This window comes from Pandoraea sp. PE-S2T-3 (genome assembly GCF_002179965.1).
Classification (GTDB): Bacteria; Pseudomonadota; Gammaproteobacteria; order Burkholderiales; family Burkholderiaceae; genus Pandoraea.
The window spans coordinates 173,619-187,820 of the sequence record NZ_NGUQ01000037.1; the positions used below are offsets into that span (position 1 = coordinate 173,619).

The window sequence follows — 14,202 nt, forward strand, 5'->3', positions numbered from 1 at the left end:
GCCTGAACGTGAACGATCGAATGACCGTGTGCCGCCGTACGTTGCGCGTGGCGGTGCGCTCGGTGCTCGCCGCGTGCATCACGGCGAGCATAGGCGTGAGCGCATGGGCCGCCCCTGCGCAACGCCCGAACATCCTGATGATTCTTGCCGACGATCTCGGGTATTCCGACGTCGGCGCATTCGGCGGTGAGATTCGCACGCCGAATCTCGATGCGCTCATCGCGTCGGGCCGGATTCTGACGAACTTCCACGTCGCACCCAGTTGCTCGCCCACGCGCGCGATGCTGCTCTCCGGGGCCGATCACCATTTGTCCGGCTTGGGCACGATGGCCGAGACGTTGCAGATCTATCAGGTCGGGCAACCGGGTTACGAGGGCTATCTCAACGAGCGCTCGCTCTCGATCGCCAGTCTGCTGCGAGACGGCGGCTATCACACGTACATGGTGGGCAAGTGGCACCTCGGGCTTACGCCCGGGCAGAGCCCTCAGGCACGGGGCTTCGAATCGTCGTTCGTCCTGTTGCAAGGCGGCGCCGCACACTTCGGGCCGACGCCGGGAAAGATCACGTCGGCCGATCGCGCGTCATATCGGGAGAATGGCAACATCGCGCGCCTGCCGGAGACCTTCTATTCGAGCACTGGCTACACCGACAAGCTGATCGGCTACATCGAGCGCAACCGGGCGGACGGCAAGCCGTTCTTCGCCTATGCCGCGTACACGGCACCGCATTGGCCGCTGCAAGCGCCCGACGAGACGATCGATCACTATCGCGGCCGATACGATGCCGGTTACGACGCGATTCGCGACGAGCGCATCGCGCGCCAGAAAGCATTGGGCATCGTGCCGCGCGATTTCAAACCGGCGGCGCAATTGCCTGTGTCACCGGCGAACCCCGCGTGGGAGCAATTGACGCCCGATCAACGCAAGACCGAAGCCCGCAAGATGGAGGTGTACGCCGCGATGGTCGAGAGTCTCGACGCGAACATCGGACGGCTCATCGACTACCTGAAGGCCAGCGGGCAATTCGACAACACCTTCGTGTTCTTCGCCTCGGACAACGGTCCTTCGGGGGAGCGTGTCGACGTGTTCTATCCGGACGGTCCGGATAACGACAACAGTTACGCGAACATGGGCCGTCGCCGCTCGAACATCGCGTTAGGCACGCGCTGGGCCGAGGTCAGTGCAACGCCGTTCCGCCTGTTCAAGGGCTACCCGGCGGAAGGGGGCGTGAGCGTGCCCGCGATCGTGCGGTTGCCCCGGCAGTCCGTCGGACAAGCGCAGGCGAACCAACTCGCGTCCGTGCTCGATCTCGCGCCGACGTTCCTGCAACTGGCGGGCGTGAAAAACCCGGGGAGTCGCTATCGCGGTGAGGCGGTCAATCCGATGACAGGCAGTTCGTTGTTGCCGTTGCTGACCGGCAGCACGACGACGCATCTGCCCGACGACGCCTTGGTCGGTGAGGAATTTGCGGGCAACCGGTACATCCGCGACAACCGCTGGAAGTTGTTGTCGGTGCACCTCAAACAAGGTCCGCAGCCGGTCGCGGGGCCGCCCGACTGGAAGCTCTACGATATGTCGACGGATCGCGGCGAAACACAGGATGTCGCCGCCGGCAATCCGGACATCGTGAACCGGTTGAAGCGTGGCTGGCGTGAGTACATGGCGCGTGTCGGCGTAGTGCTGGCGCCGGGCGTGAACGAGTGATGCGCGGGTTTTCACGTCGCACGGCTTTGTCGGCACTGATCGTCGTGTCGTTGGCCGGTGGTGCAGGCGCGTGGCTGTCGGCGCACGGTGGCGCGCAGCCGTGGGTGTCTCCAAGAACATCGGTTCCGCGTATCGGCGACGGGCGCAACGGTCCCGAACGCATGGCGTGGATTCCGGCGCAGCGCTTCCTCATGGGCACGGATAGCCGCCTCTCGCAGCGCAATGAGCGGCCAGCGCACGAGGTGCGGGTCAGCGGCTTCTGGATGGACGTGCACGACGTGACGAATGCCGAGTTCGCCCGCTTCGTTGCCGCGACCGGCTACGTCACCACCGCCGAGCAGGTGCCGCGCTGGGACGATTTGAAGGTGCAGTTGCCACCGGGTACACCGGCGCCTGCCCCCGGAGCGCTCGTGCCGGGCGCGATGGTGTTCGTGGGCGCGGATACACGTGTGCCGCTGTTCGATGCCTCGCGCTGGTGGCGATACGTGCCCGGTGCCAACTGGCGTCATCCGCAGGGGCCGGGCAGTGATCTGGCTGGCAAGGAGGACCATCCTGTCGTGCAGGTGTCGTACGACGATGCGCGGGCGTATGCCGACTGGGTGGGTAAGCGTCTGCCGACCGAGGCCGAGTGGGAAGTAGCCGCGCGCGGCGGGCTGACGCAGGCCGATTACGTCTGGGGAGGCAGCAAGACGCCGGATGGGAAGCCGATGGCCAATATCTGGGACGACGATACTCAGCCGTTCCCGGTCACCCGTGCCACCAAGATCGAAGTCGGCACGCGTCCGGTCGGCAGCTACGCGCCGAATGGCTATGGTCTGTACGACATGGCCGGTAACGTTTGGCAATGGGTGGGGGATTGGTATCGCGCCGACTACTTTGCGCGGCAGGCCGTCCAGACGAATCGCGGTGAGCGCGTCATCGATCCGCAAGGCCCGGCGCAGAGTTTCGATCCCGATGATGGCGCGACACCAGCCGATGCGCCGAAGCGCGTGACACGCGGCGGTTCATTTCTCTGTACGGATACGTATTGCAGCGGCTATCGCACGAGCGCGCGGCGGGGCACCGACCCGAGCAATCCGATGTCGCACATCGGCTTTCGGCTGGTGATGACGCCGGATCAGTGGGCGGCGCGTACGACTACGGCGACGGCTTCGACAAACGTCCCGGGCTCACACCGGTACTGAAATGAAAATGCCCCCGGAGATTGGTGAGCTCACCAACTTCCGGGGGCATCTCAGATGCCTTCAATCTTGCGTTCAGTGCATTCAGTGCGTTCAGGCTTCCGCCACGCGCTTGCCGATGTACTCAAGCGCCTCGTCCACCTGATCGATCAGAATCAGACACAGATCGCCCGGTTGCAGACGCGCCAGTGCCGTATCGATTGCGGCAAACTCGCCGCGGATTTCATCGATATGGCTGGCACGGCGTGCGTCGACCAGACCTGCACGCAGCAGGCCGAGCACTTCACCGTCTTCACGGCCGCGCTGGCATTGATCCTGATAGAGCAGCACGTCGTCGAACGCGTCGCCCAGAATCTCGGTCTGACGGCGGATGTCTTCGTCGCGACGGTCGCCCGCACCCGAAATCACCACCGAGCGGCGCTTGGCCGGCATCGTTTCAACGGCTTGCGTAAGCGCCTGAATCGCGTCCGGGTTGTGACCGTAATCGGCAATCACGGTCGCACCCTTGTAATCGAACACGTTGAAGCGGCCCGGTGCCGTACCGGCATCGTTCACGAACGTGGCCAGACCGGCGCGCACGATCGCGGGGTCAATCGCCAGTGCCCAAGCGGCACCAATGGCTGCCATGGCGTTCTCGACCTGAAAGCCGATGGCGCCGCCGCGCGTCAGCGGAATTGCCGACAGTGCGTAACGCGTTTCTTCAGTGCCCTGTGCCGTCACGATGTTGCCACCGTCCACGAACACCACACGCTTGCCCTTGGCACGATGCGTGGCGAGCACAGGATGCGAGGCGTCCATCGCGAAGTACGTCACCTTGCCCGGGCAGGCGTCGGCCATGCGCGCGACCATCGGGTCGGCTGCATTGAGCACGGCCATGCCGTTCGGCGCGACGTTGCGCACGATCACGCTCTTGAGCACGGCCAGATCTTCGACCGTGTTGATATACGACAGGCCAAGGTGGTCGCCCATGCCGATGTTGGTCACTACGGCGACGTCGCAACGGTCATAGGCCAGACCTTCGCGCAGCAAGCCGCCGCGCGCGGTTTCGAACACGGCCGCATCGACGTCCGGGTGAAGCAACACGTTGCGCGCGCTGCGCGGACCGCTGCAATCGCCGGTGTCGATACGCTGACCGCTCACGTAAATGCCATCGGTGCCGGTCATGCCGACGCGCAGGCCACGCTGTGCGATCAGGTGTGCAATCAGGCGCACCGTCGTCGTCTTCCCGTTCGTTCCCGACACGGCCACGACCGGAATGCGGCCGTCGTCGCCGTCTTCGAACATGGTCGAGACGATGGCTTCACCGACCGCGCGGCCCTTGCCGTACGACGGTTGCAGGTGCATGCGCAGACCCGGTGCGGCATTGACTTCCACGATGCCGCCGGCCTGATCTTCGAACGGACGGATGACGGTTTCGCACACGGCGTCCACGCCCGCGATGTCCAGACCGACTTGTTGCGCTGCCGCTACGGCACGCGCGGCGATTTCCGGGTGCACGTCGTCGGTCACGTCGGTGGCGGTGCCGCCCGTCGACAGGTTGGCGTTGTTGCGCAGCACGATGCGCGCGCCCGCTTCGGGCACGGAGTCGGCGTTCAGCCCTTGTTTGGCGAGCGTCGCCAGGGCGATGTCGTCAAAACGAATCTTGGTGAGCGAGGTGGCATGACCTTCGCCACGGCGCGGGTCGGCGTTGACCGTCTCGACCAGTTGGCGCACGGTGTGCACGCCGTCGCCGGTCACTTGCGGCGGATCGCGGCGCGCGGCGGCGACCAGCTTGTTGCCGATCACCAGCAGACGGAAGTCGTGGCCCGGGATGTAGCGCTCGATGATGACGTCGCGGCTGATGTCCTGCGCGGCCTCGAACGCCTTCTCGATCTCTTCGCGCGTGCGCAGACGCACGGCAACGCCCTTGCCCTGATTGCCGTCGCGCGGCTTGACGACCACCGGGGCGTCGATTTCCTGCACCAGCTTCCACGCGTCTTCGATGTCGCGCACGGTGCCACCCTGCGGCACCGGCACACCGGCCGCGTGCAACAGCGTCTTGGTCAGGTCTTTGTCTTGCGCAATCGATTCGGCCACGGCCGACGTGCGGTCGGTTTCGGCGGCCTGAATACGGCGCTGCTTGCTGCCCCAGCCGAACTGCACCATCGAGCCTTCGGTCAGGCGGCGGTAGGGGATGCCACGCGCCACGGCAGCGTAGACGATCGAACCCGTAGACGGGCCGAGTCGCACGTCTTCATCGAGGTCGCGCAGGCGGTACAGGGCATCGGCCAGATCGAACGGGCTGTCTTCGAGCGCGGCGTTGATCAACTGCTGGGCCAGTTCGAACGCGAGACGCCCGACGGGCTCTTCGCTGTACTGCACCACCACCTGGAACGTACCCGGCTCAATGGTTTGCGTGGTCTGGCTGAACGTAACCGGGCAACCGGCGGCCGCCTGCAAGTGCAGGGCCGTGGTGGCGAGGGCGTCGGCGAGCGAGACCGGACGCTCTTCCGCGTCGGGCGTCAGCGCCGTCAGTTCCGGGAAGCGCGCGCGCAGGCGGGCCTCGAAACCGGCCAGATTGCCGATCGAGTACTCGAGATCGGTACACGTCACGATGGCCTCGATGGCCGTGTGACGGCTCCAGAGGTTCGGCCCGCGCAATGCGCGGATGCGGGAGACTTCCATAAATTGCAATCCCTGTCTGTCCACTTCGCGTCCCTGTATGGCTGGTGGTTTGCGAGAAAAACGACTGTGGCTTGGGTATTCGATAGCTATCTATATAGATCAGGCGACGTTTGACTTCCCCGAACGCCGCCTGTCTTCAATGCTTTTGGCGATCAGGCTGCCAGCGCACGGATCGGCTGACCCATCCACAAGTGCACGAGGTCGAGCATGGCCGCTGCGCTGCCTTCATCGGCTTGCAGCACCAGCACGTCGCCCGGCACGAGTTGCGCAAGGGCTTCCTCGGCGGCACTGCGGCGCTCACCGGCATCCACCACCTGCACCTTCCTGCCTGCGGCGTCGATGCCTGCGTCGATACCCGCACGCAGTTGCGCACGCGACTCGGGCAACGCACGCTTGCGCGACACGCTCAGGTCGTCGCACAGCACCACGCGGTCGAACATCTCGGCCAGCAGCTTGCCTTCGGCTTGCAGGTCTTCGTCCATGCGGTCGAGGCCCGGGCCGTAGACGGCAATGCGGCGCTCGGCCGGCAACGTCGCCAGTGCCGCCGCCAGCGCGGTCAGCGCCGGGGCGTTGTGCGCGTCGTCGACGACCACGGTCGCGCCTTGCTTTTCGAACACGGTGAAGCGGCCCGGGGCATCGACCTGACCGACGTCGAACGTCGTCACGCCAGCGCGCAGGATGTCCAGCTTCACGCCCATCGACCATGCCGCGGCCACGGCGGCCAGCACGTTCTCGACCTGGAAGGCGACACGGCCCGTATAGGTCAGCGGCATATCGGCGGTGGCGGCCACGACGGTTTCTTCAGCGCCGGTGGCGAGCACCACGCGCCCGTCGCGCACGAACACGGCGCGCTTGCCTGCGGCGCGATGCGCCACGATGGCCGGCAGTTGTTCGTCCAGACCGAAGAAGATCACGTCGCCGTCGCACAGCTCGGCCATTTCGACCACGAGCGGGTCACGCGCGTTGAGCACGGCGACGCCTTCCGGCAGCACCACGTCGATTTGCGTGCGCAGCACGTTGTACATGCGGTCGACGTCTTCGACGAAGTACTGGCCCAGATGGTCCGGGCGGTCGATGTTGGTGACGATGCCGACTTGGCAACGGTCGTAGGCGAGGCCTTCGGAGAGGATCGCGCCGCTGTCGTTCTCGAACACGGCAGCGGTCACGCTGGCGTTCATCAGCACGCGGTGAGCGGCGTCCCAGTTGGCGCGGTCGCCGCTTTGCACGAGGCGCTTGTCGAGGAACAAGCCGTCGCTGCACGCCAGACCGGTGTGCTCACCGGCCAGTTGCAGCAGATGCGTGAGCAGGCGGCCGACGACGGTCTTGCCGTTGGTGCCGGTGATGCCCACGACCGGAATGCGGCCGGCATCGCCTTGCGGGAACAGGTGGTCGACGATGGCACGGCCGACCGGACGGGCTTCGCCCGAGGCCGGCTTCAGGTGCATCAGCAGGCCGGGGCCCGCGTTGACTTCCACGATGGCACCGCGTTGGTCGGCGAGCGGGCGGGAGATGTCTTCCGCGACCAGATCGACGCCGGCGATGTCCAGCCCGACGATGCGCGCCGCCAGCGACGCATGGGCAGCCACGCTCGGGTGCACACGGTCGGTGACGTCGAACGCCACGTTGCCGTTGCGCTGGATCAGGACGTTCTTGCCTTCGGGCGGTACCGAATCGGCGTCGAAGCCCTGACGCTTGAGTTCCAGCCGGGCCGACGAGTCGATCCGCACGCGGTTGAGCGGCTGGTCTTCAGCGCTGCCGCGACGCGGATCGCTATTGATTTGCAGCTCGATGAGTTCCGAGACGGTGTGTTTGCCGTCGCCGACCACCGAGGCCATTTCGCCCATGGCGGCAGCGACCACACGGCCGCCCACCACCAGCAGGCGGTGCTCCAGCCCTTGTACGAAGCGCTCGACGATCACGCCGTTGCCTTCTTCGAGGGCGACGTCGAACGCCGTGGTGACTTCGTCTCGCGTGGTGAGATTGATGAACACGCCGCGGCCATGGTTGCCGTCGTACGGCTTGACCACGACGGGCAGGCCGATGTCTTCAGCGGCTTCCCAGGCGTCGTCGGCGCTCTCGACCAGACGGCCTTCCGGTACGGGCACGCCGCACGATTCGAGCAGTTGCTTGGTCAGGTCCTTGTCGCGCGAGATGCTTTCGGCGATGGCGGGGGTGCGGTCGGTCTCGGCAGTCCAGATGCGGCGGGCGGCGGCACCGTAACCCAGTTGCACCAGATTGCCGTCGGACAGACGCAGATGCGGGATGTCGCGGTCGTCGGCTGCATCGACGATGCAAGCGGTGCTCGGTCCCAGGCAGTGCTTGTCGACCAGACCGCGCAGCATTTCGACGGCGGCTTCGACGTCGTACGGGCGGTCTTCGATGGCGGCCATGACCAGATCGCGGGCGGCGAACAGCGCGGCGCGGGTCACGTCTTCGTGCCAGGCGCGCACGATCACCTTGTAAACACCGCTGATCGGGGTTTCACGGGCCTTGCCGAAGCCTCCGGGCATGCCGGCGAGGTTCTGCAATTCGAGCGTGACGTGTTCGAGGATGTGGCCGGGCCACGTACCTTCGCGCAGGCGTTGCAGGAAGCCGCCGCGCTCACCGATGCTGCATCGGTGCTCGATGAGGGTCGGCAGCCACTCGGACAGCCGCTCGGGGAACCCCGGGATCTTGTTGGACGGGAACTCCTCGAGTTCGCCGATATCGACCCATGCCTCAAGCACCGGCCGATATGTCCACATATTCGGGCCGCGCAGCGACAGGACATCGAAAATCTCAATGTCTTTCTTTTTCATCTAAGGCTAATTCACGCGTCAAGGCTGGATTCGGTGAAGCCGGCGAGGCCGATTTCGGGCGGCACAGCCGGTCGCGCTTGTACAGTTAACTGGTTACTTAACGTGAGATCGCGGAAACGGTTGACCGGCGCAACAATATTTCAATGTTGCGGTGTGTCATCGGGGAACTCCCCGCCGCAAAAGGCGTCGCTGTGGTTATACTTGCGGCAAATTCGCGGGCTGACAGGGAAAGTTCGCGTCGATTTCTCTTCGTTTGCACCGATGTCCGCCCCTTGAGGACACGCTCGCCGCAGCAATGACCGACACTTCCGCCGCCAGTCCCACCGCTTCATCCGACAGTGGCCCGTCTTCCGCCGCTACCACCTCGTCTGCTCCGTTTTCCGGTGTTCGCAATGCCACCGCCGAGTCCTGGTACCCGGACGCCGCCGCACAACTGGCCGATGGGGAAGCCGTACTCGCCTGGCTGACGGTCGATCTCGACGCGCATCTGCACTTTGCGCGAGGCGTGGTCGTGGCGACCGATCGCCGGATTCTGGCGCGCGAGGCGACCGCCGGCGGGGCCTCGGCCCATGCCGGGGGCTGGCAGTCGTGGCCGTACCGCGAGGATCTGGTGCTCACGCATACCGATCATGCAGGCGTGGGGTCGCTGGAACTGTGCGACGCCCGCCAGAAGCTCGCGAGCTGGCGGTACACGCTGGGTCATAACCCGGCTGCGTTGCAACTGATGGACGCCGTGGTGCGCATGCGCGATATCGCCGTGGCCGCTGCCGCTGGCCGGGTGCTGGCCGACGAAGTGGTGGAAGTCGGCACGTGCCCCATCTGTCAGGCCGAGCTGCCGGCCGGCGTCGACGAGTGTCCGCAGTGCAACCCGGAAACGGAAGCCCCACCGTCGACATGGGCATTGCTGCGCCTGTGGCGCTTTGCCCGGCCGTACCGCTTTCAGTTGCTCGCGGGCTTCTTGCTCACGCTATGCGGCACCGGCGCCACGTTGATCCCGCCGTATCTGACGATGCCGCTCATGGACAACGTGCTGATCCCGTTCCAGAACGGCCAGCCCATCGATTACCACCTGGTGGGAATGTATTTGTCGGGGCTGCTCGGCGCAGGCCTCGTGGCCTGGTTGCTGGGCTGGGCGCGGACGTATCTGCTCGCCAAGGTATCGGAGCGCATCGGCGCCGACCTGCGCACGGAGACGTATTCCCACTTGTTGCGTCTGTCGCTGGAGTATTTCGGCGGCAAGCGCACGGGCGATCTGATGGCGCGTATCGGCTCGGAGAGCGACCGCATCTGCGTCTTCCTGTCGCTGCACCTGCTGGACTTCGCCACCGACGTGCTGATGATCGTCATGACGGCGGTCATTCTCGTGTCGATCAACCCGTGGCTGGCCGTGGTCACGCTCGTGCCGCTGCCGTTTATCGCATGGCTGATCCATCTGGTGCGCGACCGTCTGCGTCACGGTTTCGAGAAGGTCGACCGGATCTGGGCGGAAATCACCAACGTGCTGGCCGATACGATTCCGGGCATTCGCGTGGTCAAGGCCTTCGCGCAGGAAAACCGCGAAGTCGCGCGTTTCAAGGAAGCCAACCGCCATAACCTCGTCGTCAACGACCGCGTGAACCGCGTGTGGTCGCTGTTCTCGCCGACGGTCACGTTCCTGACCGAAGTCGGTCTGCTGGTGGTGTGGATCTTCGGCATCTGGCAGATCTCGAAGCACGAGATCACGGTCGGGGTGTTGGCGGCATTCCTCACGTACATCAGCCGTTTCTATACGCGTCTCGATTCGATGAGCCGCATCGTGTCGGTCACGCAGAAGGCCGCCGCCGGTGCCAAGCGCATCTTCGACGTGCTCGATCACGTGTCGAATGTGCCGGAGCCGGTCAACCCGGTGCATCTGAAGGAAGTGAAGGGCGCCATTGATCTGCGCGATATCGGCTTCCGCTACGGCAACCGTTCGGTGATTCGCGGCATGGACTTGCGCATCGCGCCGGGCGAGATGATCGGTCTCGTTGGCCACAGCGGGTCGGGCAAGAGCACGCTCGTGAACCTGATCTGCCGCTTCTACGATGTGGCCGAAGGCTCGATCCAGATCGACGGCGTGGATATTCGTGCGCTGCCGGTCTCGGAATTCCGCCGCAACGTGGGGCTGGTGTTGCAGGAGCCGTTCCTGTTCTTCGGCACCATTGCCGACAACATCGCCTACGGCAAGCCGAACGCCACGCGTGCCGAGGTGGTAGCTGCCGCTCGGGCCGCGCATGCGCATGAGTTCATTCTGCGTTTGCCGCATGGTTACGACTCGCTCGTCGGTGAGCGCGGACAGGCACTGTCGGGCGGCGAGCGTCAGCGTATTTCGATTGCACGCGCGCTGCTGATCGACCCGCGCATCCTGATTCTCGATGAGGCCACCTCGTCCGTCGATACGGCCACCGAGAAGGAAATTCAGAAAGCGCTCGACAACCTCGTGCAAGGCCGCACGACGATTGCCATTGCGCACCGCCTCTCGACGCTGCGCAAGGCTGACCGCCTTGTGGTGCTCGATCGCGGCAAGATCGTCGAAGTGGGCAACCACGACGAGTTGATCGCCCGCGAAGGCGCTTACTACAAGCTCTATCAGGCGCAGCAACGTAACGTCGATACGGATATCGACGATGCCGTCGACACCGCCGAAGCCGCCGCCGCGATTGCCGCCGTGACCGCCGCGCCGGCACAGCCGCTCTCGGCCAACTGATCGACGCGAGGATAGTCATGCAGATCGATTTCACCCTGTCGCGTAATGTTTTTGGCCGGTTGGTCCTGACGGACGCCGACGGTGTCGCGCACGAAAGCGTGGTGCCCGTGCGCGCGTTTCCGATTGCCGCCCCCGACGACGGGCTGGCGCTGGTGAGTACGGAAGGGCGTGAGCTCGTCTGGCTCGACTCGCTCGACGTGCTGCCGGTGAGCATGCAGACGCTGGTGCGCGAAGAACTCGCCACGCGCGAATTCATGCCGGAAGTGCATCGCATCAAGGGCGTGTCGACGTTTGCCACGCCCAGCACGTGGACCGTGGAGACGAATCGCGGCGAAGCGTCGTTCGTGTTGCGCGGCGAAGAAGACATCCGCCGTCTCGGCGGCCAGACGCTGCTCATCACGGACAGCCACGGCATTCACTTTCTGATTCGCGATTCGGGCAATCTCGACAAGCCGAGCCGGAAAATTCTCGACCGATTCCTTTGATTTTCGAAGATCGGTCGCGCCGCCCATCGCGTCACTGGTAAAATCGCGCTTTTGCTTTTTGCGGTGATGCCGATGTGGTTCAAGAATCTTCAGTTGCACCGAATTCCTGCCGGTTGGTCCATGAGCGTCGCGCAAATGGAAGACGCGCTCGAGAAGCACGCGTTCCGCGAGGGCGGCAGCCTCGAAATGCAAGTGCAGGGCTGGGCCCCGCCGCGTGAAGGCGGTGAGCTCGTTCACAGCATCAATCGTCAGTTTCTGCTGGCCTATCGCGCCGAAAAGAAACTGCTGCCGTCGACTGTCGTCAATCAGGTCACGCGCGCCAAGGCCGTCGAGCTTGAAGAGCAGCAAGGCTTCAAGCCGGGCCGCAAGCAGATGAAAGAGCTCAAGGAGCAGGTCACCGACGAATTGCTGCCGCGTGCGTTCGGCATTCGTCGCGACACGCGCGTGTGGATCGATCCGGTCAACCGCTGGCTCGTGATCGACGCTGCATCGCCCGCCAAGGCCGATGAAGTGCGCAGTCTGCTGCTCAAGACGCTCGACATCACGCTCGAGAACGTGGAACTCAACGAAGCCCCGGTCGCCGTGATGACCTCGTGGCTGGCCGGCAATGAAGCGCCGGGCGGCTTCACCGTCGATCAGGACGTTGAACTGCGCTCGAATACGGATGAGAAGGCCGCCGTGCGCTACGTGCGTCACCCGCTCGACGGTGCCGACGTGCGTCAGCACATCGAAGCCGGCAAGCGCTGCACGAAGCTGGCGATGACGTGGAACGAGCGCATCTCGTTCGTGCTCACCGATGCGTTCGCGATCAAGCGCGTGACGCCGCTCGACATCATCAAGGACGCCGCCGATCCGACGGCCGAAGGGGAAGCCGAGAAGTTCGACGCCGATGTGGCGCTGATGACCGGTGAGCTTGCCAAACTGCTCGACGATCTGATCGAAGCCGTGGGCGGTGAGCGCGAGATGGATAAGGCTGCGTGAGGTGATTTGACGCTGCCTGATGTCTGAAAGGGCATAGGAAACGCCGCGACCCCGGTAACCGGGGCGCGGCGTTTTTTCGTTGGCGTGTCCGCCGTCCGGCGTTATTCCTGATTCGCTTGCGACGCCGGATCGATCAGGTAGACGCCCTGCGAGAGCGCCTGCTTCACTTCGCGCGTGCGCTCGTCGACGCTCACTTCTTCTTCGCCCGCTTCGATGGCGTCGTAGGCCTGACGGACCACTTCGGCCGGGGAGAGTTTTTCGGCGTCGAAGCCGCGCGTCAGATCGGTATCGATGAAGCCCGCATGCAGGCCGACGACCTGCGTGTTCTGGGCGCGCAAGGCCAGACGCGTGCCATTGGTGAGCGACCACGCGGCTGCCTTCGAGATCGCGTATTCGGGAATGACGCTTGAGCTGATCCAACTGACGATGGACAGCACATTCAGGATCGCGCCGCCGCCGTTACGACCGAGGGTATCGGCGAACGCCTGCGTCGTTGAGAGGATGCCAAAGACATTGGTTTCAAACGTGTCGCGCAGCAGCTTGTCGGCACCGGGGCGTGTCAGACCTTCGGTCACGCGCGCAATACCTGCATTGTTGATGAGCAACGTCACGTCGCCTGCCAGTTGAGCAGCAGCGGCGACTTCCTCGGGGTTGGTCACGTCGAGCTTGACGGGAATCACGCCCGGCAGCGTGACGTTGGCCGGATCGCGCGACCCGGCGTACACCTTCTTCGCCCCACGGGCGAGGGCCTGTTTGGCAAATTCCAGCCCCAGACCCCGGTTGGCACCGGTCACAAATACGACAGCATCCTTGATGTTCATTGCAGCGCTCCAGCGGAGTAGGTAAGCCGCGCAGTGCGGCATGGCTTCAGCTATACTTCATGACAATTGTGATCGCCATCGTCATTGAGGGGCATTGTGCCGAGCTGCACGTCACTTTGTCAATGGTGATCAACATTGTCTTTTTCGATCGCGTCAATTGATGCGATGTCGCTGATCCGGTGTCGCCACCTTAGCGGGTTCGACGTGGGTCGTGCGTCGCAGGAGCCAATATGGGAATTTCGAGAGAAAAGGCCGCGGAGAACCGCGAGGCCATTGTCGCCGCCGCCGAGCGGCTGTTTCGTGAACATGGTGTCGATGCGGTCGGCCTGACCGCACTGATGAAGGAAGCAGGCTTCACACAGGGCGGGTTTTACAACCACTTCAAGTCGAAGGACGCGCTGGTGGCTGCCGTGCTGGCGCGGGCGGTCGAGGGGACGGGCGGGGTGCTCGCCGGTGGCGACGTGGCGTTGCAAGCGGCGATGTCGCCGGAAGAGCGCGTCGAGCGCTATTTGTCCCCCGCGCATCGCGACGACGTGGCGTGCGGTTGTGCGATGGCAGGATTTGCGGGCGATGCGCCTCGCATCGGCCCGGAAGCGCAAGCCTGCTATGCACAAGGGCTCGCCGATGTCATCGGCACGCTGACCGGCGCTGCTCTGGCGCAGGGAATGACCGAGCAAGACGCTGCACAAGCCGCGATGGCGCGCTTCTCGCAGATGGTCGGCACGCTGGTGCTGTCTCGGGCCGTCGCAGGCGCGGATCCGGTGCTCTCGGAAGCGTTGCTGGCGGCCGGACGTCAGGCATTGACAGGGCGAGCGAAGGGCGCTTGAGGCGGCGTGCGCGCAGT

General features: G+C 64.6%; 9 protein-coding genes. 6 read left to right on the forward strand and 3 right to left on the reverse strand.

Going from position 1 to position 14,202, the window contains the following annotated elements:
* The first annotated feature begins 8 nt into the window (after positions 1-8).
* Both CDV46_RS23110 and CDV46_RS23115 read left to right on the forward strand, forming a co-directional pair.
* Positions 9-1,703: an arylsulfatase gene (locus CDV46_RS23110; protein ID WP_254916181.1), complete on the forward strand. Its 1,695-nt coding sequence runs from the start codon at positions 9-11 to the stop codon at positions 1,701-1,703.
* Positions 1,703-2,887: a formylglycine-generating enzyme family protein gene (locus tag CDV46_RS23115; RefSeq protein WP_087725241.1), complete on the forward strand. Its 1,185-nt coding sequence runs from the start codon at positions 1,703-1,705 to the stop codon at positions 2,885-2,887. Before CDV46_RS23110 ends, CDV46_RS23115 begins: the two co-directional genes overlap by 1 nt.
* A 90-nt stretch (positions 2,888-2,977) precedes the next feature.
* Here CDV46_RS23115 and cphA (CDV46_RS23120) read toward each other — a convergent pair whose 3' ends face one another.
* Both cphA (CDV46_RS23120) and cphA (CDV46_RS23125) read right to left on the reverse strand, forming a co-directional pair.
* Positions 2,978-5,548, reverse strand: a complete 2,571-nt coding sequence (gene cphA / locus CDV46_RS23120) for a cyanophycin synthetase (RefSeq protein ID WP_087725243.1) — start codon at positions 5,546-5,548, stop codon at positions 2,978-2,980.
* Positions 5,549-5,700: 152 nt separating this feature from the next.
* On the reverse strand, positions 5,701-8,346 hold the full coding sequence (gene cphA / locus CDV46_RS23125) for a cyanophycin synthetase (RefSeq protein ID WP_087725245.1): 2,646 nt from the start codon (positions 8,344-8,346) through the stop codon (positions 5,701-5,703).
* Positions 8,347-8,641: 295 nt separating this feature from the next.
* Between cphA (CDV46_RS23125) and CDV46_RS23130 the strand changes: the two genes are divergently transcribed.
* The 3 genes from CDV46_RS23130 to CDV46_RS23140 all read left to right on the forward strand — a co-directional run bounded on the left by CDV46_RS23130 (position 8,642) and on the right by CDV46_RS23140 (position 12,537).
* On the forward strand, positions 8,642-11,071 hold the full coding sequence (locus CDV46_RS23130) for a cyanophycin metabolism-associated ABC transporter (RefSeq protein ID WP_087725246.1): 2,430 nt from the start codon (positions 8,642-8,644) through the stop codon (positions 11,069-11,071).
* 17 nt (positions 11,072-11,088) lie between these two features.
* A complete protein-coding gene (locus CDV46_RS23135) occupies positions 11,089-11,556 on the forward strand; it encodes a cyanophycin metabolism-associated DUF1854 family protein (RefSeq protein ID WP_087725248.1) in 468 nt (155 codons plus the stop codon).
* A gap of 72 nt (positions 11,557-11,628) precedes the next feature.
* Positions 11,629-12,537: a recombination-associated protein RdgC gene (locus CDV46_RS23140; RefSeq protein WP_087688010.1), complete on the forward strand. Its 909-nt coding sequence runs from the start codon at positions 11,629-11,631 to the stop codon at positions 12,535-12,537.
* A gap of 101 nt (positions 12,538-12,638) precedes the next feature.
* Here CDV46_RS23140 and CDV46_RS23145 read toward each other — a convergent pair whose 3' ends face one another.
* Positions 12,639-13,358 (reverse strand): SDR family oxidoreductase, encoded by a 720-nt coding sequence (locus tag CDV46_RS23145; RefSeq protein ID WP_087687898.1) that lies wholly within the window; start codon positions 13,356-13,358, stop codon positions 12,639-12,641.
* Positions 13,359-13,588: 230 nt separating this feature from the next.
* Between CDV46_RS23145 and CDV46_RS23150 the strand changes: the two genes are divergently transcribed.
* Positions 13,589-14,185 carry a TetR/AcrR family transcriptional regulator gene (locus CDV46_RS23150; RefSeq protein WP_087725250.1) on the forward strand — a complete coding sequence of 199 codons (597 nt, stop codon included), beginning with the start codon at positions 13,589-13,591 and terminating at the stop codon, positions 14,183-14,185.
* Positions 14,186-14,202 lie beyond the last annotated feature (17 nt).